This is a genomic window from Phaeovulum veldkampii DSM 11550 (assembly GCF_003034995.1).
GTDB lineage: Bacteria > Pseudomonadota > Alphaproteobacteria > Rhodobacterales > Rhodobacteraceae > Phaeovulum > Phaeovulum veldkampii.
The window spans coordinates 16,256-42,365 of record NZ_PZKF01000025.1; the positions used below are offsets into that span (position 1 = coordinate 16,256).

At 65.5% G+C, this 26,110-nt stretch carries 23 protein-coding genes; 17 read left to right on the forward strand and 6 right to left on the reverse strand.

All coding sequences use genetic code 11. The annotated features are described in order from the left end of the window. Positions 1–8: 8 nt before the first annotated feature. Genes C5F46_RS11155 through C5F46_RS11165 form a run of 3 tightly spaced genes read right to left on the reverse strand, consistent with a single transcriptional unit; the run spans position 9 to position 5,507 of the window. On the reverse strand, positions 9–1,580 hold the full coding sequence (locus C5F46_RS11155; RefSeq protein WP_107325430.1) for a hypothetical protein: 1,572 nt from the start codon (positions 1,578–1,580) through the stop codon (positions 9–11). Further along, positions 1,577–4,987: a hypothetical protein gene (locus C5F46_RS11160; RefSeq protein WP_107325431.1), complete on the reverse strand. Its 3,411-nt coding sequence runs from the start codon at positions 4,985–4,987 to the stop codon at positions 1,577–1,579. The genes C5F46_RS11155 and C5F46_RS11160 overlap by 4 nt, the downstream gene beginning before the upstream one ends. A gap of 16 nt (positions 4,988–5,003) precedes the next feature. Then, complete coding sequence (locus C5F46_RS11165; RefSeq protein ID WP_107325432.1) at positions 5,004–5,507, reverse strand: hypothetical protein; 504 nt, start codon at positions 5,505–5,507, stop codon at positions 5,004–5,006. A gap of 511 nt (positions 5,508–6,018) precedes the next feature. Between C5F46_RS11165 and C5F46_RS11170 the strand changes: the two genes are divergently transcribed. Beyond that, positions 6,019–6,936, forward strand: coding sequence for an IS5 family transposase (locus tag C5F46_RS11170; protein WP_107325433.1), 918 nt, complete (start codon positions 6,019–6,021; stop codon positions 6,934–6,936). Positions 6,937–7,483: 547 nt separating this feature from the next. Continuing rightward, complete coding sequence (locus C5F46_RS16900) at positions 7,484–7,981, forward strand: c-type cytochrome (protein WP_201161481.1); 498 nt, start codon at positions 7,484–7,486, stop codon at positions 7,979–7,981. Between the two features lie 413 nt (positions 7,982–8,394). Here C5F46_RS16900 and C5F46_RS11185 read toward each other — a convergent pair whose 3' ends face one another. Both C5F46_RS11185 and C5F46_RS11190 read right to left on the reverse strand, forming a co-directional pair. Beyond that, the gene (locus tag C5F46_RS11185; RefSeq protein ID WP_107325435.1) at positions 8,395–9,588 is read right to left on the reverse strand and encodes an IS91 family transposase; all 1,194 of its coding nucleotides are present in this window, start codon (positions 9,586–9,588) and stop codon (positions 8,395–8,397) included. A gap of 12 nt (positions 9,589–9,600) precedes the next feature. Next, a complete protein-coding gene (locus C5F46_RS11190; RefSeq protein WP_107325436.1) occupies positions 9,601–10,491 on the reverse strand; it encodes a tyrosine-type recombinase/integrase in 891 nt (296 codons plus the stop codon). A gap of 402 nt (positions 10,492–10,893) precedes the next feature. Between C5F46_RS11190 and trbB the strand changes: the two genes are divergently transcribed. Genes trbB through C5F46_RS11245 form a run of 11 tightly spaced genes read left to right on the forward strand, consistent with a single transcriptional unit; the run spans position 10,894 to position 20,442 of the window. Continuing rightward, complete coding sequence (trbB, locus tag C5F46_RS11195) at positions 10,894–11,826, forward strand: P-type conjugative transfer ATPase TrbB (RefSeq protein ID WP_456238440.1); 933 nt, start codon at positions 10,894–10,896, stop codon at positions 11,824–11,826. Continuing rightward, positions 11,823–12,155, forward strand: a complete 333-nt coding sequence (locus C5F46_RS11200; protein ID WP_107325438.1) for a TrbC/VirB2 family type IV secretion system protein — start codon at positions 11,823–11,825, stop codon at positions 12,153–12,155. Before trbB ends, C5F46_RS11200 begins: the two co-directional genes overlap by 4 nt. Next, positions 12,155–12,436 carry a VirB3 family type IV secretion system protein gene (locus C5F46_RS11205; RefSeq protein ID WP_107325439.1) on the forward strand — a complete coding sequence of 94 codons (282 nt, stop codon included), beginning with the start codon at positions 12,155–12,157 and terminating at the stop codon, positions 12,434–12,436. The genes C5F46_RS11200 and C5F46_RS11205 overlap by 1 nt, the downstream gene beginning before the upstream one ends. Before the next feature lie 10 nt (positions 12,437–12,446). Then, entirely contained in the window at positions 12,447–14,933 is a 2,487-nt protein-coding gene (trbE, locus tag C5F46_RS11210) for a conjugal transfer protein TrbE (protein ID WP_107325440.1), read from the forward strand. A gap of 2 nt (positions 14,934–14,935) precedes the next feature. Next, the gene (gene trbJ, locus C5F46_RS11215) at positions 14,936–15,715 is read left to right on the forward strand and encodes a P-type conjugative transfer protein TrbJ (RefSeq protein ID WP_107325441.1); all 780 of its coding nucleotides are present in this window, start codon (positions 14,936–14,938) and stop codon (positions 15,713–15,715) included. Positions 15,716–15,736: 21 nt separating this feature from the next. After that, a complete protein-coding gene (trbK-alt, locus tag C5F46_RS11220) occupies positions 15,737–16,024 on the forward strand; it encodes a putative entry exclusion protein TrbK-alt (protein WP_107325442.1) in 288 nt (95 codons plus the stop codon). Between the two features lie 3 nt (positions 16,025–16,027). Continuing rightward, positions 16,028–17,383: a P-type conjugative transfer protein TrbL gene (gene trbL / locus C5F46_RS11225; RefSeq protein ID WP_107325443.1), complete on the forward strand. Its 1,356-nt coding sequence runs from the start codon at positions 16,028–16,030 to the stop codon at positions 17,381–17,383. Beyond that, positions 17,383–18,072: a conjugal transfer protein TrbF gene (gene trbF / locus C5F46_RS11230; protein WP_107325444.1), complete on the forward strand. Its 690-nt coding sequence runs from the start codon at positions 17,383–17,385 to the stop codon at positions 18,070–18,072. Before trbL ends, trbF begins: the two co-directional genes overlap by 1 nt. Beyond that, a complete protein-coding gene (gene trbG / locus C5F46_RS11235; RefSeq protein WP_107325445.1) occupies positions 18,069–19,082 on the forward strand; it encodes a P-type conjugative transfer protein TrbG in 1,014 nt (337 codons plus the stop codon). Before trbF ends, trbG begins: the two co-directional genes overlap by 4 nt. Next, positions 19,079–20,218, forward strand: coding sequence for a TraB/TrbI/VirB10 family type IV secretion system protein (locus C5F46_RS11240; RefSeq protein WP_201161480.1), 1,140 nt, complete (start codon positions 19,079–19,081; stop codon positions 20,216–20,218). The genes trbG and C5F46_RS11240 overlap by 4 nt, the downstream gene beginning before the upstream one ends. 2 nt (positions 20,219–20,220) lie before the next feature. After that, entirely contained in the window at positions 20,221–20,442 is a 222-nt protein-coding gene (locus C5F46_RS11245) for a DUF2274 domain-containing protein (RefSeq protein ID WP_107325446.1), read from the forward strand. Here C5F46_RS11245 and C5F46_RS11250 read toward each other — a convergent pair. Then, positions 20,437–21,069, reverse strand: a complete 633-nt coding sequence (locus tag C5F46_RS11250; RefSeq protein WP_107325447.1) for a TetR/AcrR family transcriptional regulator — start codon at positions 21,067–21,069, stop codon at positions 20,437–20,439. The two genes, C5F46_RS11245 and C5F46_RS11250, sit on opposite strands and share 6 nt — an antisense overlap. Before the next feature lie 244 nt (positions 21,070–21,313). Between C5F46_RS11250 and C5F46_RS11255 the strand changes: the two genes are divergently transcribed. From C5F46_RS11255 to C5F46_RS11270, 4 genes are all read left to right on the forward strand, one after another. After that, positions 21,314–22,300, forward strand: coding sequence for a LysR family transcriptional regulator (locus tag C5F46_RS11255; RefSeq protein ID WP_235820154.1), 987 nt, complete (start codon positions 21,314–21,316; stop codon positions 22,298–22,300). Between the two features lie 206 nt (positions 22,301–22,506). Next, positions 22,507–22,701: a type II toxin-antitoxin system prevent-host-death family antitoxin gene (locus tag C5F46_RS11260; RefSeq protein WP_235820156.1), complete on the forward strand. Its 195-nt coding sequence runs from the start codon at positions 22,507–22,509 to the stop codon at positions 22,699–22,701. A gap of 5 nt (positions 22,702–22,706) precedes the next feature. Beyond that, positions 22,707–25,571 (forward strand): SNF2-related protein, encoded by a 2,865-nt coding sequence (locus C5F46_RS11265; RefSeq protein ID WP_107325449.1) that lies wholly within the window; start codon positions 22,707–22,709, stop codon positions 25,569–25,571. Next, on the forward strand, positions 25,571–26,110 hold a 540-nt coding region (locus tag C5F46_RS11270), incomplete at its 3' end, for a DNA methyltransferase (RefSeq protein ID WP_146160224.1). The genes C5F46_RS11265 and C5F46_RS11270, both read left to right, overlap by 1 nt.

A 26,110-nucleotide genomic window follows, 5' to 3' on the forward strand; every position in this document is an offset into this window, starting at 1 on the left:
CCGGCCGGTCATTCGCCGTTGTTCAATCGCTCGATGATCGCCTCCGGCACGGTCATGCCGTCCATGTCGGTGCCGATGGCGCAGTCTTTCCAGAAGGCGGGGTTCGAGGGCAGCGGGTTGCGCGTGCAGCCATAGCCCGAGACGATGCAGGGAGGGCCGGGCGTGTTGCAGGCATACCGCGCGTCGTATTCGCCGTAGGTGTCGGGGTGGTAGATCTGCGTCGTGCCCATCTGGCCATAGGCTGCACGCTGACAGATGCAGGTCATCATGTCGTCCGGCGGCAGGATCTTCAGCACGCTCAGCACGTTCAGCAGTTCGTCATGCGGCAGGGCGATCAGCGTCTCCATCCCGATCTCGGGCAGCTTTTCCTTGACTTTGCCCGGCTTGGCGATGTCCTTGCAGTTGCCGTTCGCCATCGGCAGGTTCATCCGGTGCAGCGTCTCTCGCTCGACCTGCAGCTCGGCGAGTGTTTCAAGCCGATCCTCCATCGTCATGTCGAAATCGAAGCCGAGTTTGGTCAGCGTCGCCTCGTATTGCAGCTTTTCTGCAATGCGGCGCAGTTGCAGTTCCTGAAACGCCCGCGCGCGTTCCTCGCGGTAGTAGAGGCCGCCCGGTTCGGTTTCGGTGATCGCCCATTCATTGCTGATCCCGGACGGATCGCGCGTCGGGTCGATGACCCGGCCCATGCCCGATTTCGGCTCGCCGCTTTCGGCATGTTCGCGCAGCCATTTCTCGCGCCGCTTGCGTTCGCCGCCGGTGGCCTCGTCCTCGGCGATGGCGGCCAGCTTGGCCTGATATGCGGCGTCCTGTTCGGCGTCTGCGGCGGCGTGGCGGTCCTCCTCGGCCTTGACGGCAGCCTCGAAGGCGGTGGTGTCGCGGTTGATCTCGGCCAGGATCCTGTTGCTTTGGGCCTGCAGGTTGACGATCTCGGTGCCGATCTCCTCGGCGGACCAGTCCTCGCGGCGGGCCTCGTCATAGACCTGCTGCGCCCAGTTTCCGTGCTTGACCGCGATGGTGTCGCCCCAGTGCTCCTTGACGATCCCGGCGGACTGCCAGGCGTTGTAGAGCGGGCCGATATGGGAGAAGCGGTTCTTCAGCCCCGCAAGCCAGTCGGTCATGTCGCCGCCCAGCCCCACGGGATCGGGCAGCGTCATGGTCGCCAGAACCTTCGTCGTCATCCACAGCGGACGGTCTACCGTGCCCAGGCTGTCGCGCAGGTTGGTATCAGCGATGCGCGCGTTCAGGAACATCGATAGGTCGGCCGCTGCGGTGCAGGGATCGTCCTGCCCCTCGATCAGCCGCGCCGCCTGAAGCAGGGTTTCGGGATTGTAGGCGTCAAGATCGGCCACATCCGGCAGCGGAAAGCCCGCGGCGCGAAACTCGGCAAAGCGTTGGCGCAGCGGGGCGAGTTCGGCCACGGCGGCCGAGTCGTCGATCACCGCCGTGCCGGATTCGATGCCCGCCGCGCCGCCATCGCCTGGCAGGCCGAAGATGTTCGCCGGATCGGCCGCGGTCTGCGCCAGCGCCGGCTGCGCCAGCGCGATCAGGGCCGCGAGGGCAAGGCGGGGACGGGTCGTCATGGCACGGTCTCCTCAAGCTCGGCGCGCAACAACCGCACATATTCCTCGGCGTCGAAGTCCTTGGTGCCCATCAGCAGCAGCCGCGACCGCGCCGTCATGCCTGACGGGGTGATCCAGCCGCCGTCCACAGACCGCAGCGTCATCTTCGCGGCGCCATAAGGATCGAAGGACCGCGACTGGACGGTGGCGAACAGCGACACGCCCTTGCGAAACCCGATTAAATCGGGCGCGTGAAGATCGGTGATGCCAGGCAGCGAGACGGTCGCGGCCCCCCTGTCGATGCGCAGGGTCAGCCGCCCGTCCCAGCCCGCCATCTTGGCCGCTGGGATGCGGCGGGTCCAGGTGGCGTAGAACCCGCCTTGCACATGCAAGAGCCAGTCCTCCGCCAGCCGCCCCTTCGCCTGCCGAACGAGGGAGATGAAGATCTCGCCGCTGTCGTCCATGTCTGGCTGGGGCGTCTGCGACAGGGTGACATATGCGCCATCCGTGGCGGCAGGATCGAAGGCGAAGTCAAGGCGATAGGACGTGCGGTCAAGCCGACGGTCCAGCACCGCCACCGGGGCCGACGACAGCACCCCGGCGCGGCCGCCCTGATACCCCTCGGGCGCTAGGACCACCACCGCGCCATCTGCGGTGAACTGCCCCGCCTCTTCGAAGGTCAGGCCGGCGACGCCGTGGCCTTCCCAAGGGGCGGCGGGATCTGGGAACAGGCGCACCACCGGAAGCGGCTCTAGGGCAGAGGGGGGCAGGTCGTCGGCAACCGCGGGTGCGGCGGGCATGCGCAAGAGGGTAATCCGGCGCATGGCCATCTGCGCGGCCTGGCTGTCATGGTCGCCCATCGCCAGCACATAAAGCCGCAGGCCGGCACCCGATTGCAGCACGGGCCAGGGCAGCACGTCGTCGGGGAAGCCTTCGGCCACGATCTGCACCCCTTCGGGCGTCAGCACCAGATCAACCACGGCGGGGATGCCTGGCACGACCGCGTGCAGCGATTCGGCCGTGTCGATGGTGCGGGTCAGGTAATGCGCATCGCCCACCTTGCGCCAGTGCAGCAGGGCGCGCGGGCGGTGCGGCTCCTGATCGGCGTAGGACATCGACGCCGCCAGCGCCACCTGCACCCCCTGCGTCGCAGCCGGGTCGAACTCCAGCCGCAGGCGGGCGCTGGCGCCGGGGCCGAAGCGGTCAAGCCAGATGACCGGTTCAGGCGAAAACAGCCCGAGGCCCTGCAGCGCTGCTCCCGCGGCGTCAACGTGCAGGCCGTCGCCAACACTGATCAGCGGGGCCGAGCCCTTGGGGCCGTGCAGCGCGAAATGCGGGCCGGGGGTGCGGCCGTCGAACAGCTCCACCTCTTGGGGCGCATCGGCCAACAGCGCGCCCGGGTCGGCATCGGCGGCGACCGCCACATCCTCCATCCGCACACCGCGCAGGGCCAGCAGTGCGGAAACCTCACCCGACGGCGCGGTGGCCGAGATCTGCAGATGGAAGGGGCCATCGCCCGGCAGGGCGGCAAGCCGCCCCTCCAGCAGCACCGCGCCGGTACCGTTCGAGACAAGGATCAGCCCGTCGGGCCGCATCTCGATCTGCAGGCCGGCAAGCGCCGTCGCGTCGGGCAGCGGCATGCGGCCCTGCATCTTCTGCTGCACCGCAAGCACCAGTTCGGGCACGACATCGCCGTCCCGTTCCACCGCCAGCCAGACTTCGTGGTCGTGCCAGTCAAGCTGGTCTTCCAGCCCCGGTTCAACCAGCGCGATGACGATGTTGTCCAGCCGCGCGGTGTCGAGGTCGATCGACAGCCGCGTGGCAAAGCCGTCCGATGCCGAAGGCAGCCGCACTATCGGCGCCGTGGTGCGCAAGCCCGTAACGCGGAAATCCGGGCCGGCCGGCACCTCGGCGACAAAGGCCCCGCCCTCGAACCGGGTCCACTCCGCCTGCCCGCGCCGCGCAAGATGCAGCGCCCAGTCGGGGGATTCCACGCCCGCGAACAGCTGGCCCGGCGGCTCTGCGGGCTCGGCCGTGGGTTCGGCAGCAGCATGCGCGGCGGGCGCTGTAGCGGCCAGATCCGCAACCTCGATGCGGAACCCGGCGGCGCCATCGGCACGCAGCAGGACCAGAAGGCGGCGCGCGGGGTCGGCCAGCGCCACGTCCCTGCCACCCGCCGCCGTCAATGCTCGGAGCCACAGCATGGCGGCTTGCGGTTGGCGCGGGTCCTGCGGCAGCGAGACGACGGCCGCTTCGATCGTGCCAGCCGCGCAGCCCGCCACCACCTGCGGCGCAAGGGCCATCGCGGCCAGCGCACCGGCAAAGGCATCGCCCGCCACGTCGCGCGCGGTGCATCCGCCCTCGAAGCCGCTGGCCACCAGCGCCAGCGTCTCGGCCGCCGACAGCGCCGCCGCGGGGGCGGCAGGTGCGGGCGCGGGAGGGGGCGCTTCGGCTGTTGCTGTCGGCGCCGGCTGACCGAAGGCAAAGCTCGCCGCCATGTCCGCCAGTTCCTGCCGCAAGGCGGGCGGTGCGTCGGCGGCGTGCAGGGAAGCCAGCATCACGTTGCCCTCCGACGCGCTGCCGGTGAAGATCCAGGCATTGCCACGTCGGAACGGCAGGGTGATGCCGGCAAAGGGATAGACCTCGGCCTCCAGCGTGACAGCCACCCCCTCGATCCCGGCGAAGGGATCATGGCTTTCGCCGAGGATATCGGTGGGGATTGCGGTTTCGGCCAGAAAACGGTCCCACCACAGCAGCACCGTGTCGGCCGTCGCCAGATCGAACACCGCGACATGCAGCAGCGCATCACCCGCCGGCGACAGCGCCACCAGACCATGCCCCTCGTCAGGACTGACCGGATGGATGGTCCAGCCCGCCGGAATGGCCAGCGAAAACCCACCTTCGGCGTGATGGTTCCGGCCGCCCGATGCCGCGGTGCCCGGCGAAGCCTGCGGCACGACCGTCGCGGCCGAGGCCGGGTCGCCGGCAAATCGCACCGACTCGGCGATCGGCAGCAGCAGCGCCTCCAGCGCCTGCGGATCGGCATCGCTGCCTCCCACCGTCAGCAGCAGCCGTTCACCATTCCGGTTCAGTCTCTCGAACGCGATGGTAACCTGCACCAGCGGCCCGGTGCGCGATTGCCTGACCAGCGCGGGCCCGGCAGGAAAGCTGCGCGTCTCGGCCGACAGCTCTCCATCGTGGCCAGTCAGCGGCTCGTCCGGGAACCACCAGCGGACCATCAGATAAGCCCCGCCGGGACCGGTGAAATCGACCTCGCGATCACCCCGCCGGCCCGCCTCGGCCCAGTCGGCGGGAACCTGCGCCTCGGCTTCGCCCAAGGTGTGCAGCGCCTGCGCCCAAACCGCCGCAGGAAGGAAGACCGCCAGGCAGAACGCCCGCAGAAGAGTCATGGCCAGAAAACCTTTCATCGTCAGATGCGTCTCCTCAATGTGCCGGCTCCAGCCTTGGCAGGCCGCGTTCGGTCAGTGCGCGCTGGACACGGGCAAGCCCGTTTTCGAACCCTTCCCGGGGAAGGCGCCGGCTGCGGCCGGTCCGTAGCACGATCTCGACCCCCGTGCTGGCCCGCGCCAGCAGCACCGCACCGGCAGCACCCGGCGGCAGGAACGGTGCCACGGCACGAAATACCCTCAACCGGTCGCGCCGCCAGGGCCGCCAGCCGATGATCTCGTCCCAGCCTATCCGTTCGGTTCTCCGCAGGCTGCTGATGCTCAGCCCGGCAGGACCGACCCAAAGCCCGAAACAGGCGTTTGACGCCGCGACGAACAGCAGGGCCAGTGGCGCAGGCAGAAGTGGCCAGATCAGCAGCGCCGAACCGTGCAGCCCCTCGGCGCCTTCGGCCCGGCCGATCCAGACCGGAAGCGCCACGAACAGGGCAAGCAGCCCGACGCCGATGATGTCCGGCCCGATGACCGCGCTGCCGCGGTGCATCGTGCTTGTCCCCGCAGGGAACCGGGCTTTCGGCCAGAGGATGTATAGCGCCAGGCCGGACGCAAACCCGAGCATGACCGTCCAGAGAGGAGCCGTGCCTGAGACACTGGCTGATAGACAGAAGAGTGCCGCCACGACAGTACGCAACGCGATCTCCGAAGCTCCTTTTCCCGTGGGCCAACTCAACGTGATTATCTCGCTCATATCACACCCCGCGATCGGCGGAGGCAGGGACGATCTTGATTGCCAAGTCCACACCGACCGTCCTCCGAGATTTGAGAATGTTTGCAGATGCTAAGAATTTAGCAATGACGTGGATCAATCCGCCCGCGACTCCTCGACAGAAGACTGGGCCCGGAGATCGGTGGTTACGGCGGAGCCGTCCAATGGAAGCTTCAAGGAACGTCTGAAAAACCTGCGCGTTTTGGCGTGATCTGATAGGATTTGCGGGGCGCGACGAGGAGCCCCGCCGATGCCGAAATAGCCTGCCTTTCCCGGTCTTCGAGACGCGATGAAGAAGAAGGTAACGCGGCGCGAGCAGTTCCTGACGGAGATGGAGGCGGTTGTTCCGTGGGGGCGGCTGCTGGCGCTCATCGCGCCGCATTACCCCAAGGTCGGACCTAAGGGCGGGCGCCCGCCGATGCCGCTGGAAACGATGCTGCGGGTCTACTTTCTTCAGCACTGGTATGCGCTGAGCGACCCGATGGCCGAGGAAATCCTATACGACAGTGAGGCGATGCGTCGGTTCTCCGGGATCGAACTGGGTGACGACCGCATTCCCGACGAGACCACGATCCTGAATTTCCGGCACCTGCTGGAACGGCACGGGCTGACCGAGGCAATCTTTGCCGACGTCAACGCCCATCTGGCCGACAAGGGTATCACGCTGCGCTCGGGCACGCTGGTGGACGCGACGATCATCGACGCGCCGTCATCGACCATGAACAAGGCCAAGGCCCGCGACCCCGAGATGTCGTCCACGAAGAAGGGCAACGACTGGTATTTCGGCATGAAAGCACATGTCGGCGTGGATGCGGACAGCGGCGTGACCCACAGTCTGGAAACCTCGACCGCCAAGTTGCACGATAGCCAGGTCTGGGACGAACTGCTGCACGGCGAAGAAACCTCGGTCTGGGCCGACAAGGGCTATGTCAGCGCCGACCGGGAGGCCGCATTCGCGGGGCCGGGCAAGGTCTGGGGCGTCATGCGCAAGGCCCCGAAGGGTGGCTCGCTGCACCCGGTCGACGAACGGATCAACCGGATCATCGCCATGGTGCGCGCGAAGGTCGAGCATCCTTTCCGCATCATCAAGCGTCAGTTCGGCCACGTGAAGACCCGTTACCGCGGCCTCGCCAAGAACCGCGCCCAGCTGTTCACACTCTTCGCCCTCGGCAACCTGTTCCTGGTGCGACGGAGGCTGATGGCATGAGGACGAGCCTGCCTGAAACCCACGAAAGGGCCGCTCAGGCGGCTCGAAATGCGCGAAAACAGTCTACGGACGCAGGTATTCGGGTGGCACAACGAGTCACGCGGCCATCTTGGCGCAGCCAAAGCCGTTGATCAGACGTTCCTCAACGTGCGGAGCGCGTCACCTTCCTGCGATGTGCCTGGACCTGTTGCGGATTGGTGCCGCTGCTTTGATCACGTAATGTGCAGCAAAGGAGATGAACCATGGACACAGGCAGGACGGATGAATTTTGCAGGGATGCGGTGCGGATCGCGTTGACGAGTGGGCTTTCGCGGCACGTAATCATGCTGGGCCGTCAGCAACCGCATGAAACGCGATCTGGCGATCCGGGCACTGAAAATGTCCATCGCCCCGCGGTCCCCGCTTCGGGGCTGCATCTTCCACAGCGATCGCGGCGATCCCTGCCTTGGGGGGCAAATCCCCGCGTCAGGCGGCATGGTGACGATCCGATGGGCGACTACGCCTTCGGCTGGATCCGGGCAGAACTCGGGTTGCAGGAGCATCGGAAATGATGGGTGACGCGGTAATACGCAGGGCCAAGCGGTTGACGAGCGCGCAGATCTGCACCGACAACAGCGCAGAAGCGCCCAAACTTCATGCGTCATCCGTCTATCTCGGTTTGGGTCCGATTGTGCTGTTGCCTCAGTTTTCGAGACATAACCCGCTACCAGTTCCTTCTGAACGCACGGGAGGCGCAGAGATGATGCGATACCTCGCCGCAGCGCTGGTTGTCCTTGCGGCCCCGGTCAGTGCCGACCCGATAGGCGATGGCTCTGCCCTGGTGCAGGAGAACTGCGCCCGCTGCCACGGCGTCACCGCCGAGGATCACAGCCCCAATCCTCGGGCAATACCGTTCCGCTTCCTTGGCAGGCTCTATCCGATCGAGAGCCTGGGAGAGGCACTGGCAGAAGGGATCATGGTCAGTCACGAAATGCCGGAGTTCGTGCTGGAGCATGACGAGGTCCTGGCACTGATCGCCTATCTCGATTCCATACAGGTCCGGTGAGAAGAGGGAACTGAACCGCAGTTCTGACTCGAGCCGGAAAGCGGACGTCGTTTCTTCACAAGCCAAGGGCTGCTTTCCTGAAGGTTTTTCGACGTGGACCGCAGCGCGACGGTTGCCGCCGGGTGGTGGCGGTCCACGTTGACAAACCTCGGAAGGACGAAGCCGCGGGGGGCAAGGCGCTGCCTATGGAGAAAGAGCGCCGAGGGTGTGGTCCACATGGCCGACAAACGGGCACCGGAGTTCGGGGCGCCCGGCGAGAGCCTGACTTTTGCCGCCAGTTGCCGGTGCTTTGAGCCTCGAAAGCGGGCGACCGTCTGCCGAATTTGGCGATCCGTTCCGTCGCGCGCAAATCGGGGCCACGCCGGTTCGAGGCAAGCACCGGCGGCGGATCAGGCAAAGGGATGGGCGTTTCATCATGCGGCCTGCTCCTGCGGTGGTGCCCGTGATCGCGGCGTCTGGCCGCGCCGGAATATTTCTATAATCCGCATCGGCGCACCGCAGCAGGGGCAAGGTTCGCGCAGGGTGAGCGGGGCGTTCTCGATTGCCGTTTCGGGTGCCGGGGCGGGTTGAGCCGCTCCGAGCAGGGTGCGGATCCTCGCGATGTTGGCCCTGCGACTGGCACTTGCCAGCAGGCCGTAATGCCGGATGCGGTGGAAGCCGTCGGGCAGGACATGGATCAGGAACCGGCGGATGAACTCGTCGGTGGCGAGGCGCATCACCTTTTGCCTGTCGCCCTGTTTGATGCGGTAATCCTTCCAGCGAAACGTGACGGTCCCGGCTTCGGCGCTGACAAGGCGGTTGTTCGATATGGCGACGCGGTGGGTGTAACGGCTGAGATAGGCCAGAACCGCCTCGGGGCCGCCGAAGGGGGGCTTGGCATAGACCACCCATTCGGATTTGCGGAACGGGGCCAACCAGGTGGTGAAGCTGGCGAGGTCTGCAAGGTTCACCAGATCGCCGAAGAAGGCGAGTTCCCCGGCGCGGTGCAAGGCGAGAAGCCCCTCAAGAAACAGGCGCCGGAACAACCGCGACAGCACCCGAACATGAAAGAAAAAGCCCTGCTTGCAGGCAATCCAGCGGGTGCCGTCGGGCGACAAGCCGCCGCCGGGGACGATCATATGGATGTGGGGATGGTGGGTGAGCGCCGAGCCCCAGGTGTGCAGCACCGCCGTCATGCCGAGCCGCGCGCCAAGGCGTCTGGGATCAGCGGCAAGGGTCAGAACCGTCTCGGCCGAGGCACGGAACAGCAGGTCATAGACCGCCTTCTTGTTCCAGAAGGCGATCTGCGCGATCTCGGCCGGGAGGGTGAAGACGACGTGGAAATACTCCACGGGCAGCAGGTCCGCGGCGCGCGCGGCCATCCAGTCCCGCGCCGCCGGGCCCTGGCATTTGGGGCAATGCCGGTTTTTGCAGGAATTATAGGCGATGTGCTGATGGCCGCAGCTGGCGCAACCGGCCACATGCCCGCCGAGAGCCTCGGTTCGGCAGGCTTCGATGGCCGACATCACCTTGAGCTGGGTCAGGCTGACATGCCCCGCATTGGCCTGCCGCCACGCAGGGCCATGGGTGCGGAAGATGTCAGCCAGTTCCAGCGATGGCCGGGGCACGCAGCCCCGGCGTCAGTCCGGCCCAACGGATCGGAGCACCCGGTCCTGGACAAGCTTCATCTGCTCGAAGGGGCTGACAGTGCTCTGGATCGTCTTGGTGGCGACATGGGCATAGCGCGCCGTGGTGCTGAGCTTGGCATGACCCAGCAGCACCTGGATCACCCTCACGTCGGTGTTGGCCTCCAACAGGTGCGTGGCGAAGCTGTGGCGCAGTGTATGCAGGGTCGCTGGCTTCGTGATCCCTGCCATATCCTTGGCCGCCATGAAGGCTCGGTTCAGTTGTCGGGGTGACAATGGCGAGATCTTTGGCTTGCCCGGAAACAGCCAGCCTTCGGGACGGGACTCGCGCCAATATTGCCGCAGCACCTCAAGCAGGCTGGGCGACAACATGGCCTGCCGGTCCTTGCTGCCCTTGCCCTGATCGACATGGATCAGCATGCGCTGGCTGTCGATGTCGCGGACCCTGAGGTTGCAGACCTCCGAGGCCCGCAGCCCCGCCCCGTAGCTGATGCCAAGGGCTGCCCGATACTTCAATCCGGGCCCCGGCACCGAGGCCAGAAGCTTTGCGACCTCTTCCACGCTCAGCACCACCGGCAACTTCCGCGGCTGGCGATGGAACTGCATGTATCGCTTCATCTCCTCGCGCCCGCAGGTGACGCCGAAAAAGAACCGCAGCGAAATGATGCGCACATTGAACGTGGTGGCTGACACCAGGTCCTTCGTCATCTGCAACTGATAGGCCCGCAGATCCTCTGGCGTGGCTGTATCCGGAGATCGCCCCAGGAAAGACGCGAAATGCTTCACGCAGCGAATGTGCCCCTGCTGGGTCTTCTCGCACAACCCGCGGATATGCATGTCCTCAATCATCCGCTGGCGCAGCGGGGTGGTCTTCTCCTCCTTCATCGAAACCTCCTGTCTGACGGGTGGAAGGACCCACATCGTCAGCCCAGAAAGGCCTCACACAAAGAGCAACGCTGAATTGGGAACCGAACGCCAGCCACAGGCGCCAATGCCGCGGAGCGGCTTAGTCCTTCCGCCCACATCGTCGACCGTGTCGGTCAATTCGGCGCGGTGATGTGTTCCGTCATGCCTTGTGCCGTTCCTGTTGAAGGGGATCTGCAAACCCTCCGATTTTCCGCCGTGCGCCGCCGTGAACCGCACACTGCCAAATACCTGTTGAGTCGAGCAAAAATCCGGTTCCCTTAATCGATCCCGAACCGGGGTTGAGCTGAGGCGTCCCCGCGCAATGGGGACGACATGACGGCAGATCACCGGAATTCCGAGGCTAGGTCCCGCGGTGCGCGCATGCTGCGCACTGCGCTCGGCGCGTCGATCGCGCGGCTTCTCGAGGACCCGAGTGTCGTCGAGGTCATGCTGAACCCTGATGGTCGCATCTGGGTCGACCGTCTGTCTCAAGGGCTAGCCGATACGGGGGAGCGGCTCTCTGCCGCCGATGGTGAGCGCATCGTTCGGCTAGTGGCCCATCATGTCGGTGCAGAGGTTCATGCGCGGAGCCCCAGGGTGTCGGCGGAGCTGCCCGAAACCGGGGAGCGGTTCGAAGGTCTTCTACCGCCCGTCGTCGCCGCCCCGGCCTTTGCCATCCGCAAACCCGCGGTCGCAGTCTTCACGCTGGACGATTACGTAGCGGCGAGGATCATGACTGAACATCAGGCCGATGCTCTCCGAGCCTCGGTCGCAGCACGTGCCAACATTCTCGTGGCGGGCGGCACCTCGACGGGCAAGACCACGCTGACCAACGCTCTCCTGGCCGAGGTTGCGAAGACCTCGGATCGCGTAGTCATCATCGAGGATACCCGCGAGCTGCAATGCGCCGCGCCCAACCTGGTCGCGCTGCGTACCAAGGATGGTGTTGCGACCCTCTCTGATCTGGTCCGGTCCTCGCTGCGCCTGCGCCCGGACCGCATACCCGTGGGCGAAGTGCGCGGGGCGGAGGCCCTTGATCTTCTGAAAGCCTGGGGCACCGGCCATCCCGGGGGGGTCGGGACGATCCACGCCGGGAGCGCCATCGGCGCGCTGCGCCGCCTTGAGCAACTCATCCAGGAAGCTGTCATCACCGTCCCCCGCGCGCTGATCGCCGAGACGATCGATCTGGTCGCCGTTCTCGCAGGGCGCGGCTCTGCGCGTCGGCTGGTCGAACTGGCCCGCGTCGACGGGCTCGGCGCTGACGGCGACTACAGCATCACCCCCGCAACCACCCCGAAAGGACACCCCGAATGATCCGCCACGCCCGTGCCCTGCAACGTCGTGCCACGACCCTCGCGACTGCTGCCTATGTCAGCCTGCTGCTGGCCCCTGCGGCCCATGCGTCCGGCTCCTCCATGCCCTGGGAGGCGCCGCTTCAGGCCATCCTCCAGTCGATCGAGGGTCCCGTCGCCAAGATCGTTGCCGTCATCATCATCATCGCCACCGGCCTCACGCTGGCCTTCGGCGACACCTCGGGCGGGTTCCGGCGCCTGATCCAGATCGTCTTCGGCCTGTCGATCGCCTTTGCAGCGTCGAGCTTCTTCCTCTCTTTCTTCTCCTTCGGCGGTGGGGCGCTGCTCTGATGGCGGGAAGTTTCGAGAGCCTCGATGCCGTTCCCGGCTTTTCCGTACCGGTGCATAGGGCGCTGACCGAGCAGATCCTGCTGGGCGGCGCGCCGCGGTCCATTGCGATCCTGAACGGCACGTTGGCCGCGGCCATTGGCCTCGGCCTGCGCCTCTGGCTGGTCGGCATCCTCATCTGGGCCGTGGTGCATCTTCTGGCGGTCTGGGCCGCGAAGCGCGACCCGCTCTTCGTCGAAGTCGGTCGCAGGCATCTGCGTCTTCCTGCCTTCCTCGCGGTGTGAGGGCGCGCCCATGATGAACCTCGCCGAATATCGCAACCGCAACGCTCGTCTCGCGGATTACCTGCCCTGGGCGGCGCTGGTCGCGCCCGGGATCGTTCTGAACAAGGACGGCAGCTTTCAGCGGACGGCCAGGTTCCGCGGGCCGGACCTCGACTCCGCGGTCGCGGCCGAGCTGGTCGCGGTGGCAGGGCGCATCAACAACGCCTTTCGGCGTCTGGGCTCCGGCTGGGCGATCTTCGTCGAGGCGCAGCGGTCCGAGGCCGCGACCTATCCCGACAGCCGGTTTCCCGATCCGGCCTCGGCGCTTCTCGATGCCGAACGCAAGGCGGCCTTCGAGGAGGCGGGCACGCATTTCGTGTCAGGCTATTTCCTGACCTTCCTCTGGCTGCCGCCGGCGGAGGATGCCGCCCGTGCCGAGACCTGGCTGTACGAGGGTCGCGAGCAATCCGGGGTCAATCCGTGGGAACTGCTGCGGGGTTTCATCGACCGGACCGATCGCGTGCTGTCCCTGCTGGACGGCTTTATGCCCGAATGCCGCTGGCTCGATGATGCCGAGACGCTGACCTATCTGCATTCGACCGTCTCGACCAACCGCCAGCGCCTGCGTGTGCCCGAGGTGCCGATGCATCTCGATGCGCTCTTGGCCGATCAGCCGCTGACTGCGGGCCTCGAGCCCTGCCTCGGCGATCAGCATCTCCGCGTCCTGACGCTCACCGGTTTTCCCAGTGCGACCACGCCCGGGCTCCTCGATGAGATGAACCGGCTGGCCTTTCCCTATCGCTGGTCCACCCGCGCGATCCTTCTGGACAAGACGGATGCGGTGCGCCTGCTGACCCGGATCCGCCGCCAGTGGTTTGCCAAGCGCAAGTCGGTCGCCGCGATCCTGAAGGAGGTGATGACCAACGAGCAGTCCGCGCTGGTCGACACCGACGCGGCGAACAAGGCGCTCGATGCCGACATGGCGCTGCAGGAGCTCGGCGCCGATGTCGCGGGCATGGCCTATGTCACGGCCACGATCACGGTCTGGGACCGCGATCCGCACGCCGCCGACGAAAAGCTCCGGCTGGTGGAGAAGATCGTGCAGGGGCGGGATTTCACGGCCATGCCCGAGACCGTCAATGCGGTCGATGCCTGGCTCGGCTCCCTGCCGGGGCATGCTTACGCGAATGTCCGCCAGCCCCCGATCTCGACCCTGAACCTCGCCCACATGATCCCGCTCTCGGCAGTCTGGGCGGGGCCGGATCGGAATGATCATCTGGACGCGCCGCCCTTGCTCTTCGGCAAGACCGAAGGGTCGACGCCGTTCCGCCTGTCGCTGCATATCGGCGACGTCGGCCATACCTTGGTGATCGGGCCGACGGGTGCCGGGAAATCCGTGCTTCTGGCGCTGATCGCGCTGCAGTTCCGGCGTTATGCGCAGAGCCAGATCTTCGCTTTCGATTTCGGCGGGTCGATCCGGGTTGCGGCGCTCGCCATGGGCGGCGACTGGCATGATCTAGGTGGTTCGCTTACCGATAGTGGGGAAGGGGCGGTTTATCTCCAGCCGCTCGCCCGGATCGACGATCCCGGAGAACGCGCCTGGGCTTCGGGCTGGATCGCGGCGATCCTCGCCCGCGAAGGCGTGACCATCACCCCCGAGGTGAAGGAGCATCTCTGGACCGCGCTGTGCTCGCTCGCCTCGGCACCGATCGGCGAGCGCACGATCACGGGCCTTGCCGTTCTTCTGCAATCGACCGACCTGAAGCAGGCGCTGCGGCCCTATTGCCTCGGTGGCCCCTATGGACGGCTCCTTGACGCCGAGATCGAGGAACTGGGCGAAGCCTCCGTTCAGGCCTTCGAGATCGAAGGGCTGGTCGGGACCGGCGCGGCACCGGCGGTGCTGTCCTATCTTTTCCACCGGATCGGGGATCGCCTCGATGGTCGGCCGACACTGCTGATCATCGATGAAGGATGGCTGGCGCTTGATGATGAGGGCTTTGCCGGCCAGCTCCGTGAATGGCTAAAGACGCTGCGCAAGAAGAATGCCTCGGTCATCTTCGCCACCCAGTCCCTGAGCGACATCGACGGCAGCGCCATCGCGCCCGCGATCATCGAGAGCTGTCCGACCCGGCTTCTTCTGCCGAACGAGCGGGCGATCGAGCCGCAGATCACGGCCATCTATCGCCGCTTCGGCCTGAATGACCGCCAGATCGAGCTCCTCGCGCGGGCCACGCCCAAGCGTGACTACTACTGCCAATCCCGCCGCGGCAACCGCCTGTTCGAACTTGGGCTTTCCGAGGTCGGCCTCGCGCTCTGCGCGGCCTCCTCGAAGTCCGATCAGGCTGCCGTCGACCGGCTTCTGGCCGAACATGGACGCGCAGGCTTTCTCGCCGCCTGGCTGCGCCACCGCGGCGTGGACTGGGCAGCTGACCTGATCCCCGATCTTCCCAACCTCACTCCCGGACCCGAGGCCAAGTCGCCACAGGACCCGGACCACCCCCCAGCAGAGGAGACCTGACCATGACCCGCACCCCCATCGGCCGTTTCGCCGGCGCCTCGATGCTCGCCCTCGCGCTTGCCGCGCCCGTGGCCCTGTCGCCGATCCTTGCCAGCCCGGCCCATGCCTTCTTCGGCTTCGGTCGCATCGTCTATGATCCGAGCAACTATGCCCAGAACGTGCTGACCGCCGCTCGCACGCTCGAGCAGATCAACAACCAGATCCAGCAGCTGCAGAACGAGGCGCAGATGCTGATCAACCAGGCCCGCAACCTCGCGAGCCTGCCCTATTCGTCTCTGCAGCAACTGCAGCAGAATGTCGGCCGGACGCAGCAGTTGCTGCAACAGGCCCAGAGCATCGCCTTCGACGTGGGTCAGATCGACCAGGCGTTTCAGGACCGCTACGGCAATGTCGCGCTATCCGCGACCGACGCGCAGCTCGTCGCGGATGCCCGGGCGCGCTGGGAAACCACCGTCGGCAGTTTGCAGGACGCCCTGCGCGTGCAGGCGGGCGTCGTCGGCAACATCGACACCAACCGCGCCGAAATGTCCGCGCTGGTCGGCCAGAGCCAGAACGCCACCGGTGCCCTGCAGGCGACGCAGGCGGGCAACCAGCTTCTGGCCCTGCAATCGCAACAGCTGTCGGACATGATCGCGCTTCTGTCGGCCAATGGCCGGGCCGAGGCGCTGATCGAGGCCGAGCGCGCCACCGCCGCCGAGCAGGGGCGGGTCCAGCGCGAGCGCTTCCTCACGCCGGGCGCGGGCTATCAGCCCGGCAATGCCCGGATGTTCAGCACCAACTGAAACGCGGGGAAGGGGGCCTTTATGGAAGGCAAGGTGCTGGCCCGGATCGGTGCGGTGGTCTTTGTGGCCATCGCCATCACCGCAACGGTGATCGACATGACGCGGCAGGAAGAACCGCCACCCGTGTCCTCACTTCCTGCCCTTCAGCCCCCAACCGATCCTCTGCGCGCCACGCTGCGCCGGTGCCAGCAACTCGGCGAGGCGGCCAGCAACGAGGTGGAATGTCTGTCGGCCTGGGCGCAGTCGCGGGACCGGTTCCTGGGCCGCCCGACGACGCACGCCGCACCCCAAGGGAATGAGGGACAGTGAACCATGGACGGCACCGGCGTCATCGACAACTTCCTCGGCATCTTCACCAGCTATATCGACAGCGGCTTCGGACTCCTGGGGGGCGAGGTCGCCTTTATCGCCACCACGCTCATCGTGATCGATGTGACGCTGGCCGCCCTGTTCTGGACCTGGGGCGCGGACGACGACATCATCGCCCGCCTCGTCAAGAAGACGATCTTCGTCGGCATCTTCGCCTACCTGATCTCCAACTGGAACATGCTCGCGCGGATCGTCTTCGAAAGTTTTTCGGGGCTTGGGCTTCTCGCATCCGGCACCGGGTTCTCTGCCGCCGATCTCTTGCGCCCGGGCCGCGTCGCTCAGACCGGTCTCGATGCCGGGCGTCCGCTCCTCGAGGCCATCTCGGACCTCATGGGCTTTGTCGCCTTCTTCGAGAACTTCATCCAGATCGCCTGCCTGATGTTCGCCTGGGTCCTGGTGCTCCTGGCCTTCTTCATCCTGGCCGTGCAGCTCTTCGTGACGCTGATCGAGTTCAAGCTGACGACCCTTGCGGGTTTCGTGCTGATCCCCTTCGGCCTCTTCGGCAAGACCGCCTTCATGGCCGAACGGGTGCTGGGCAATGTCGTCTCGTCGGGCATCAAGGTGCTGGTGCTGGCCGTCATCATCGGCATCGGCTCGACGCTCTTCTCCCAGTTCACCTCGGGGTTTGGCGGGGCCACGCCCACGATCGATGATGCCATGGCGATCGTGCTGGCGGCGCTCTCGCTTCTGGGGCTCGGCATCTTTGGCCCCGGCATCGCCTCCGGCCTCGTCTCGGGTGGGCCGCAACTCGGGGCGGGTGCGGCCGTCGGAACCGGCCTTGCCGCAGGCGGCGCGATGATCGCGGGCGGGGCCGCAGCCGGTCTTGCCGCACGGGGCGGCGGCGCGGCGCTTGCCGGCGGTGCCGCAACCGTCCGTGGCGGCGCGGCCGCCGCAGGCGGAGCATCGACGGCCTATAGCCTTGCCTCCATGGGACAATCCGGAGCGGGCGGTGTCGCCGCGGGGCTGGGCGGCGTGGCCCGCGCGGCGGGTGCGGCCGCCGCCTCTCCGCTGAAACGCGCGACCGCCCGGGCCGCCGACGGTATCGGCTCCAGCTTCGCCGCTGGCGCGCGGGGCGGGTTTGGCGCCACCGGGGGCTCATCCTCAATGGGGACCGTTGCCGGAACGCCGGAGGCAACCGCGCCTCCGGCTACCGCAGCCGGTGCTGTCCCCGCTTGGGCGCAGCGGATGCAGCGCAAGCAGGCCCTCAGCCAAGGCACCACGATGGCGGCCCATGCCATCCGGTCCGGCGACGGTCAGGGTGCCGGATCTTCCATCAATCTTTCCGAGAGCAATCGCTGATGAACATCTTCAAGAGACCCAGCCCCCATTACGGGAAATCCCCGGAGCCCGAGACGCCCTATCAGAAGGCCGCCCAGGTCTGGGATGAGCGGATCGGTTCCGCCCGCGTTCAGGCCCGGAACTGGCGATACATGGCCTTCGGCTGCCTGATTCTCGCAGGCGGCTTCGCCTCGGCGCTCGTCTGGCAATCCGCGCGCGGCACCGTCGTGCCTTGGGTCGTGCAGGTCGACAATCTGGGGCAGGCGCAGACCGTGGCCCCGGCGGCCGCAGACTACATGCCCACCGATCCCCAGATCGCCTGGCATCTTGGCCGGTTCATCGAACAGGTCCGTGCCATTCCCGCCGATCCGATCATCGTGCGGCAGAACTGGCTGCGGGCCTATGACTGGACGACGGACCGCGGGGCTGCGGCCCTCAACGACTATGCCCGCGCCAATGACCCCTTCAGCCGCGTCGGCCGGCAGCAGGTCTCCGTCGAGGTTTCCAGCGTCATCCGCGCCTCACCGGACAGCTTCCGCGTTGCCTGGATCGAGCGGCATTTCGAGAACGGCCAACTGGCCACGACCGAGCGCTGGACGGCGATCTTGACCATCGTGGTCCAGACCCCGCGCACGGCCGAGCGGCTGCGGGTCAATCCGCTGGGTATCTATGTCAACGCCATCAACTGGTCACGGGAGATGAGCCAATGACCGTCCCGACGATCCGCATGTCCCGGCCTTTGGCTTTCCGCACACCCGCGATTGCGGCTTTGCTGGCCGCGACCGCCCTTGCAGGCTGCGCATCGCAGCCAAACCCTCAGTTCAGCTACGATGTCGATGTACCGCCCTTGCCGACGGTTCCTGCGGCGGTCACGGATGATCGCCCGCGCCCCTTGCATGTGCCCCCGGCCTGGACGGTCGCGCGGGGCGGACCGGAGGCCGGAACGCCCGCCGGACGCGTCGAGAACGCCAACGCCGCCGCCCGGGTCGAACCGCGCCGCGAGGGCTACTACAACGCCATCCAGATCTACCCCTGGTCCGACGGTGCACTCTATCAGGTCTATGCCGCGCCCGGTCAGATCACGAACATCGCGCTCGAGCCGGGAGAGAGCCTGACCGGCGCCGGGCCGATCGCTGCGGGCGATACCGCACGCTGGATCATCGGCGACACCGAAAGCGGCAGCGGCGCGAACCGCCGGGTGCATATCCTCGTCAAGCCGACCCGCCCGGACATCTCGACGAACCTCGTCATCACCACCGACCGGCGGATCTACATGATCGAGCTTCGGGCTCAGGAGGCACTCTACATGCCTGCCGTGGCCTGGGCCTATCCGGCACCTCCACCGGGGCAGCGCAACACCGTGCCGGCCGCGCCCCAGATTCCGGCCGAGGCGGCGCGCAACTACCGCTACGGGTTGACCGGGGACAGCCCGCCCTGGCGGCCGATCTCGGTCTTCGATGACGGCAGGCGGGTCTATGTCGTCTTCCCGCGGGGCATCGTGCAGGGCGAAATGCCGCCGCTCTTCGTCATCGGGTCGGATGGCGAGACGCAAATCGTCAACAGCCGCATCCACCAGAATGTCCTGATCGTGGATCGACTCTTCGGGGTCGCGGAACTGCGCCTCGGCAGTGGTGAGCGCCAGCAGGTCGTCCGCATCCTGCGGATCGAGCCGCAGCAGGCTGAGGTGCGCCCAGCTGCGACCGGGGAGGCCCCGACATGACCGACAACATGAACGCAACTGCCGAGCCCATGCGCCTGCGCGCGGAACCGCCGCGGGTGACGCGCCTGTCACGAAAGGTTCTGGCGGGTGTCGGCGCCGCTGCACTTCTCGGCATCGGCGGGGCGCTGATCTATGCGCTGCAGACCCGCGATCCGGGGCCGGGCGGCGAGGAGCTCTATTCCATCGACAACCGCCCCACCGCCGACGGGCTGACCGGCCTGCCGCGGGACTATACCGGCCCTGTGCTCGGACCGCCGCTTCCCGGCGATCTCGGGGGTCCGATCCTCGATGCCCAGAACCGAGGTCAGCCCATTGCCCCTCCTGCGATGGCGATGCCTGCCGTCGATCCCGACGAAGAGCGCCGCCGCGCCGAGGAAGAGGCTGCGCGACTGAGCACGGTCTTCTTCCAGTCGGGGCCGAGGCCAGGTGCAGGTCCGGGGACCGCTCCCGGTCTTGCCGACTTCGGTCTTGCCGGGCTTCCGGCTCAGGCGCCCGCGCAGGACCGCCAGACCGCGTTCTTGACCGGCCCGGCCGACCGACAGGTTGTCGCGTTGGACCGCGTCATGGCACCGGCTTCGCCTTACATCCTGCAGGCAGGGGCGGTGATCCCGGCGGCGCTGATCACGGGCATCCGGTCCGATCTTCCGGGACAGATCACCGCCCAGGTCACGGAAAACGTCTACGACAGCCCGACCGGAAGCCTGCTTCTGATCCCGCAGGGCACACGGCTGATCGGCGCATATGATGCGGGCGTGACCTTCGGCCAGCGCCGGGTCCTCCTTGTATGGAACCGCCTCATCCTGCCCAACGGCCGCTCCATCGTGCTGGAACGGCAGCCCGGTGCGGATGCTTCAGGCTTCGCGGGTCTTGAGGACGGCGTTGATTATCACTGGGCGGAACTCTTGCAGGCGGCCGGCCTTTCCACGCTGCTCGCCGTCGGGGCGGAGCTTGCCACCGATGAAGAGGATCGCTTGATCCGCGCCCTGCGCGACGGGGCGCAGGACACGATCAATCAGGCCGGGCAGGCGATCGTCCAGCGCCAGTTGCAGGTCGCGCCGACGCTGACCATCCGGCCGGGCTTCCCGGTCCGGGTGATTGTCACCCGCGACCTCGTCCTCGAACCTTACGGGAACTGAACATGACCAAGCTGAAACTCGGCCCCCTCGTCGACGACAGGCCCGTGAAGGTGAGCGTTGAACTGCCCGGACCGCTGCATCGCGATCTTCTCTTGTATGCCGAGGTTCTGGCCCGGGAAACCGGCCAGCCAGTCGCGGATCCGGTCAAACTGATCGTGCCGATGCTCAAGCGCTTCATGGCCACGGACCGGGGCTTCGTCCGGTCCCGCAAACCCCGATCATGATCCAGAAGGTGGATTGCGCCGCCCGGTCGCCGCGATCATCTCCATCAGCGTGTCGATGACGTCCCGCGTCGCGTCCCATTTGGCGGCCGGGTCCATCGCCTGGTTTTCGAGGTTGAGGCTGACGGCGCCGTGCACCGTCGACCAGAACATCAATCCCTGGCGCCGAAGATCCGCGCCCGGCAGATAGCCGTGGTCCTGCGACTCCCTCAGACCGTTCAGCAGCAGCGCGAGAACCCGGCGTCCGTTCTCGCTTGACCAGGGATCGTCACCCACGCCGAGCTTCGGGGGCGGGGAGAACATCAGCCGGTAAAGGGTCGGATTGTCGAGGGCGAAGCGCGCATAGGCGTAGCTGCCCTCGCGCAGATAGCCGAAAGGGTCTGACCGCATGCGCTCGGAAACCGCAGCCTTCACTTCGTAGAGCCGGTTGAAGCCTTCATCCCGCATGGCGATGAGCAGCGCGCACTTGTTGCGGAAATGACCGTAGAGCGCAGGCGCCGTGCAGCCGATGGCTTGGGCGACTTCTGTTAGCGGCACATCGAAATCGCCTCTTTGCGCGACCAGTCTGATCGTCTCCTCGACCGCGCGACGGCCGATGTCGAGTTCCTGCGCCTTCCGGGGGCGGGCCATCGAAGTCCCCGCAACTTTGCGTGATTACTGAATGACGTTTATTTTTTTCGTTGACGCTCCGGATGTCAAGCGGCAGCATCCATAAATGAACGACGTTAACTTTTAAGGGCTGCGGCGGGTGATGGGGACAGACCGGGTCGAGCTGTGCCAAATGGTAGACGGTTCCCTGCTGGACCCGCAGGATAATGGGATCACACTCATGGCGCTTCGTCTGGTCGCCGGCCGCGGCTCTGGATGAACCGACATGGCTGGGGACCGGGACAGTCAAGGCCGTTCTGGTGACACCGCCCCGGCGCGGCTTGCTTCAATGACCGGGGGAAGGGCACCCGTCAGGCTCCGGCAACTCAGATACTTCCTTGCCGCCGCCGATTACGGCAGCTTCCGCAAGGCGGCCGCAGCCCTGTCCATCCAGGAGTCCTCGATCAGCCGGCGCATCCGGGATCTCGAGGATGACCTTGGTGCCTCTCTGTTCCAACGATCGCACGGCGGCGTCCGCCTGACTGTTGCAGGGCAGGAGTTCATGCCGAGCGCCCGTCATGCCTTGCGTCAGATCGACATCGGTGTGACGCGCGTTGCTGCGGTCGGTCGGGCGGAGGAAGGGGTCCTCAAGCTCGGCATTTTCTCCTCGCTTGCCTCCGGTTTCCTGTTCGACCTGCTGGGTGCCTTTGGAAAACAGCACCCCAAGGTCCGGGTCCATCTGGTCGACGGCGACCCGGCCGAACATGTCGCGGCCGTGCGCAACCTCGAACTGGACGCCGCCTTCGTCACCGGGGCAGGTCACCGGGACGGCTGTGAAACAGAACAGCTTTGGTTCGAACATGTCTTTATCGTACTTCCCGAAGGTCACCCCCTCGCAGCCAAGGCCGCCCTGGCATGGTCGGACATCGCCAGAGAACGCTTTATCGTCAGCGACGCCCCACCGGGCCCGGAGATTCACGACTACCTAGTCGCGCATCTTTCCGATCTCGGGCGTCACCCTGACGTCCAGTTCCAGAAGGTCGGCCGTGACAACCTCTTGTCGCTTGTTGCCCTGGGGCGGGGCTTGACCCTGACGAGCGAGGCCACCATCGGTGCGCGATTCCCGGGCATTGCGTATCGGCAACTGACTGGAGAGGTCCTGCCGTTCAGCGTGGTCTGGTCAGCGCGCAACGACAACCCGGCGAGCCGTCGGCTGCTGAGCATGGCGCGTTCAATGGCAAAGCGCGCCGCCTCAAGTTTGAGTGCTCACTAAGGGTTTCTTCTTTGCTAGCCCGGACGCAGTAGAACAAGTGCTAAAGGAGCGTCGCCCCCCGATCAGCCGCTGTTCCAAGCTTGCCATATGTGGCCATAATAGACAAAATAGCACTAACGTGATCGTGCTGTTGTATGCCGGTATGGCTTTCGTGAGCGATGCAAAGGGTAGCCAAACTGCCCCGAAAGGACGCTGTCATGCGAACTATGTCCGCTAGAGAGGCCAAGAATGCATTCGGGTTACTGATCGACACTGCACGTGCTGAGCCGGTGATGATCGAGAAGCACGGCAGGGGGGTAGTCGTGGTCGTGGCGGTTGAAGAATATGAGCGGCTTGCCGAACAAGCGCTGCGGTCGGGCAAGAGCAATCAAAAGCCCACGCAAGAAGAGCAGGAGGGCTAAGCACGGTGCAGCGAAGCTTTAGTCAGTATCAGGCGAAGTATTTCGCCCACTTCCTGACCCGGGAAGGCTTCGAGGACGGTGACGCGCTCACCCAGTCCCTTTCTTCGGCACGTGTGGATCTCAACCCTCACCAGGTCGATGCGGCTATGTTCGCGCTCAGATCTCCCTTGTCAAAAGGGGTGCTCCTTGCTGACGAAGTCGGTCTCGGCAAGACGATCGAGGCGGCTTTGGTCTTGAGCCAATATTGGTGGAGTCGGCAACGGAACCTGCTTCTTGTCGTTCCGGCTTCGCTGCGCAAGCAGTGGGCCGCGGAACTCATGGAGAAGTTCTCACTCCCTTCGGAAATCCTCGATGCCAAAAGGCTCAAGGAGATCAAGGCCGCGGGGCGTTCAAGCCCTATCGGTCGAGCGGAAGGCATCATCATCCTTTCTTACGAGTTCGCCGCCCGAATGGCTGACGCAATCCGGATGGTCCCATGGCACCTAGTCGTGTTCGACGAAGCCCACAAACTCCGAAACGTCTACCGGGCCGCGGAAACCTCTCGGGCTGCCGTCCTGCGTCACGCGCTGGCCGGTCGCCAGAAGCTCCTTCTTACCGCCACACCGCTGCAGAATAACCTGATGGAGCTTTTCGGGCTGATCAGCATCATCGACGATACCTACTTCGGGTCAGAACAGGCGTTCCGCGCTGAGTTCGGCGGCCGGGAGGAGGTTGCATCGCAGGCGCTGCTGGCGCGCCGCCTTGAGCCGATCTGCAAGCGCACCCTTCGCCGGCAGGTGCAGAAGGCGGGCCTGATCAACTACACGAACCGTCTGGCCAAGACCTTCGACTTCACGCCGGCCCGGCTGGAAACAGATCTCTACGACCTGATGTCGGCCTATCTCCAGAGGACCGACACGATCGCACTGGGGCAAAACGGGCGGCACCTCGTGACGCTGATGCTGCGGAAGATCCTCGGATCGTCGTCCTTCGCCGTGGCGCAGACCCTCGACAAGATGGTCAGGCGGCTCCAGGGCAAGCTCATCGTCGATGACGAGACGCTCGCCGACATCGACGGTTTCGCCGAAGAGGCAGAAGACTGGCGCGATGCCGGAGGCGGCGCCGAAGCCGATGCTGTCGAGGATCACGAGGATGACGCCATCGAGCGTATCGATCCCAAAAAGCTGCAGGCCGAGATCGACGAACTGACCCGCTATCGCGATCTGGCCATTTCCATCGCGGACAATGCCAAGGGCCGAGCGTTGCTTGAGTGCTTGCCGCACGTCCTGACCGAGATCGTCGGCAAGGGGGGGCAGCGCAAGGCTGTGATCTTCACCGAGTCCGTGCGCACCCAATCCTACCTGCGCGACCTGCTCGAGGCGAACGGCTTTCGGGGCCAGACGGTCATCCTGAACGGCTCCAACTCCGACAAGGACAGCAACGCGATCTACAAGGGTTGGCTCGACAGGCATCGCGGAACCGAAGCCGTTTCAGGCTCAAAGACCGCCGACATGAAGGCTGCCATCGTCGATGCCTTCCGTAATGACCGCACCATCCTGATCGCCACGGAATCCGGCGCCGAAGGCATCAACCTTCAGTTCTGTTCCCTGCTGATCAACTACGACCTGCCTTGGAACCCCCAGCGGGTCGAGCAGCGGATTGGGCGCTGCCACCGCTACGGCCAGAAGATCGACGTCACCGTCATCAACTTCCTGAACCGCAAGAACCACGCCGAGGCGCGCATCCACCAGCTGCTGGAACAGAAGTTCAAACTGTTCGAGGGGGTTTTCGGATCTTCCGACGAGGTGCTCGGTGCCATCGAGTCCGGCGTGGACATCGAGCGACGCATCCTCAACATCGTCCAGTCATGCCGGACCAATGACGAGATCAATGCCGCCTTCGACCGCCTTCAGGCCGAGTTCAGCGTCGAGATCGACGAGGCCAAGAAGGACGCCCGAAACAAGCTTCTGGCCGAGATGGACGACCGGGTGATCGAACGCCTCCTGGGGCGGCGCGAGGCGGTCGTGTCGGCCATCGGCGACTTCAAGCGCGCGCTCCTTGGCCTTGCGCGGGCGGAACTGCCCGACGCCCGTTTCCACGACGACCACGCCCAACGCTTCGACTACGCGGGCGAGACGTGGTCGACCGAATGGCCTGAGGCGGACGAGCGCGGCTGGCGGTTCTTCCGGCTGGCCGATGGCGGCCTTGCCGACCGGCTGATCGCGCAGGCCAAGGAACGGCCGCTGGAACCCGCGTCCTTGCGGTTCGACTATGCGGCCTATCCCGGCAATCTGGCGGATGTGGCCGAACTGCGGGGGCAGTCGGGTTGGATGCGGGTCGCGCGGCTGACCCTGCACACCCCGGCCAAGACCTATGACGAGATCATCTGCGCCGCCTTCACCGACCAGGGCCATGAGGTTCATTCCGAAACGGTCGAGCGTCTGTTGCAGGTTCCGGCCGAGGTTGCGGGGGCTGCGGTCGGGGACATGCCCGACGCGCGCCTCTCCGGCGTCATGGCGGAGCGGCAGACCCACGTGGTCGCCCGCGCGCAGGAGCGGCTGGGCGAGTTCCTGAACGAAGAGGAAGAACGCCTCGACGCTTGGCGCGATGATGCCAAGGTGTCCTTCGATCAGCAGATCAAGGCGCTGAGCAAGGAAGCCAACGAGAAGAAAAAGCTGGCGCGGGCGACGTCAGGCCTTGAGGCCAAGCTGGAGCTGCAGCGCGAAGCCAAGCAGATCCAGCGGCAGGTCGACGACCTGCAGCACCAGCTTTACACCCGCCTGCGCGAGATCGACGACGAGCGCGAGCGGATGCTGGACGAGATCGCCGATCAGTTGAACCTGACGCCCACATTGACCACACTGTTTTCAATAAGATGGAGCCTTGCCTGATGGCCACTAAGTCCAAGCTCGAACTCACATGGATTGGCAAGGACATCCGCCCCCGGCTGGAACCGCGTATTCTGATCGAAGAGCCAGAGCTGTCCTATCACGCCAAGGCGCGGCGCGACGGCGACATCTTCGACAATCTGCTAATTCAAGCAGATAATCTTCTCGCACTCAAGGCACTGGAGGCTGACCCGCGAGTCGCGGGCAACGTAAAGTGTATTTATATAGATCCGCCCTACAATACGGGATCAGCATTCGAGCACTATGACGATGGCTTGGAGCATTCGATTTGGCTCTCTCTTATGAGGGAGCGTGCATTCATTCTTCGAGACTTACTTGCAGACGATGGACTTTTCTTTGCTCAAATAGACGACAACGAATTTCCTTATTTTGCCGTCATGCTTGATGAGGTTTTCGGCCGAGAAAATAGGATAAACGTAATCGCAGTAAAGATGAGTGAGGCTTCAGGCGTTAAGATGTCTCATGTGGACAAAAAATTGCCAAAACTCAAAGAGTACGTCCTCGTTTACCGAAAAAGACTG

Excerpts from the sequence above, each read along its gene's own strand:
- C5F46_RS11155 (WP_107325430.1), bottom strand. The coding sequence starts at position 1,580 with ATGACGACCCGTCCCCGCCTTGCCCTCGCGGCCCTGATCGCGCTGGCG.
- C5F46_RS11160 (WP_107325431.1), bottom strand. The coding sequence starts at position 4,987 with ATGAAAGGTTTTCTGGCCATGACTCTTCTGCGGGCGTTCTGCCTGGCG.
- C5F46_RS11165 (WP_107325432.1), bottom strand. The coding sequence starts at position 5,507 with ATGCACCGCGGCAGCGCGGTCATCGGGCCGGACATCATCGGCGTCGGG.
- C5F46_RS11170 (WP_107325433.1), top strand. The coding sequence starts at position 6,019 with ATGAAGAAGAAGGTAACGCGGCGCGAGCAGTTCCTGACGGAGATGGAG.
- C5F46_RS16900 (WP_201161481.1), top strand. The coding sequence starts at position 7,484 with ATGATGGGTGACGCGGTAATACGCAGGGCCAAGCGGTTGACGAGCGCG.
- C5F46_RS11190 (WP_107325436.1), bottom strand. The coding sequence starts at position 10,491 with ATGAAGGAGGAGAAGACCACCCCGCTGCGCCAGCGGATGATTGAGGAC.
- trbB (WP_456238440.1), top strand. The coding sequence starts at position 10,894 with ATGCTGCGCACTGCGCTCGGCGCGTCGATCGCGCGGCTTCTCGAGGAC.
- C5F46_RS11200 (WP_107325438.1), top strand. The coding sequence starts at position 11,823 with ATGATCCGCCACGCCCGTGCCCTGCAACGTCGTGCCACGACCCTCGCG.
- C5F46_RS11205 (WP_107325439.1), top strand. The coding sequence starts at position 12,155 with ATGGCGGGAAGTTTCGAGAGCCTCGATGCCGTTCCCGGCTTTTCCGTA.
- trbE (WP_107325440.1), top strand. The coding sequence starts at position 12,447 with ATGATGAACCTCGCCGAATATCGCAACCGCAACGCTCGTCTCGCGGAT.
- trbJ (WP_107325441.1), top strand. The coding sequence starts at position 14,936 with ATGACCCGCACCCCCATCGGCCGTTTCGCCGGCGCCTCGATGCTCGCC.
- trbK-alt (WP_107325442.1), top strand. The coding sequence starts at position 15,737 with ATGGAAGGCAAGGTGCTGGCCCGGATCGGTGCGGTGGTCTTTGTGGCC.
- trbL (WP_107325443.1), top strand. The coding sequence starts at position 16,028 with ATGGACGGCACCGGCGTCATCGACAACTTCCTCGGCATCTTCACCAGC.
- trbF (WP_107325444.1), top strand. The coding sequence starts at position 17,383 with ATGAACATCTTCAAGAGACCCAGCCCCCATTACGGGAAATCCCCGGAG.
- trbG (WP_107325445.1), top strand. The coding sequence starts at position 18,069 with ATGACCGTCCCGACGATCCGCATGTCCCGGCCTTTGGCTTTCCGCACA.
- C5F46_RS11240 (WP_201161480.1), top strand. The coding sequence starts at position 19,079 with ATGACCGACAACATGAACGCAACTGCCGAGCCCATGCGCCTGCGCGCG.
- C5F46_RS11245 (WP_107325446.1), top strand. The coding sequence starts at position 20,221 with ATGACCAAGCTGAAACTCGGCCCCCTCGTCGACGACAGGCCCGTGAAG.
- C5F46_RS11250 (WP_107325447.1), bottom strand. The coding sequence starts at position 21,069 with ATGGCCCGCCCCCGGAAGGCGCAGGAACTCGACATCGGCCGTCGCGCG.
- C5F46_RS11255 (WP_235820154.1), top strand. The coding sequence starts at position 21,314 with ATGGCTGGGGACCGGGACAGTCAAGGCCGTTCTGGTGACACCGCCCCG.
- C5F46_RS11260 (WP_235820156.1), top strand. The coding sequence starts at position 22,507 with ATGTCCGCTAGAGAGGCCAAGAATGCATTCGGGTTACTGATCGACACT.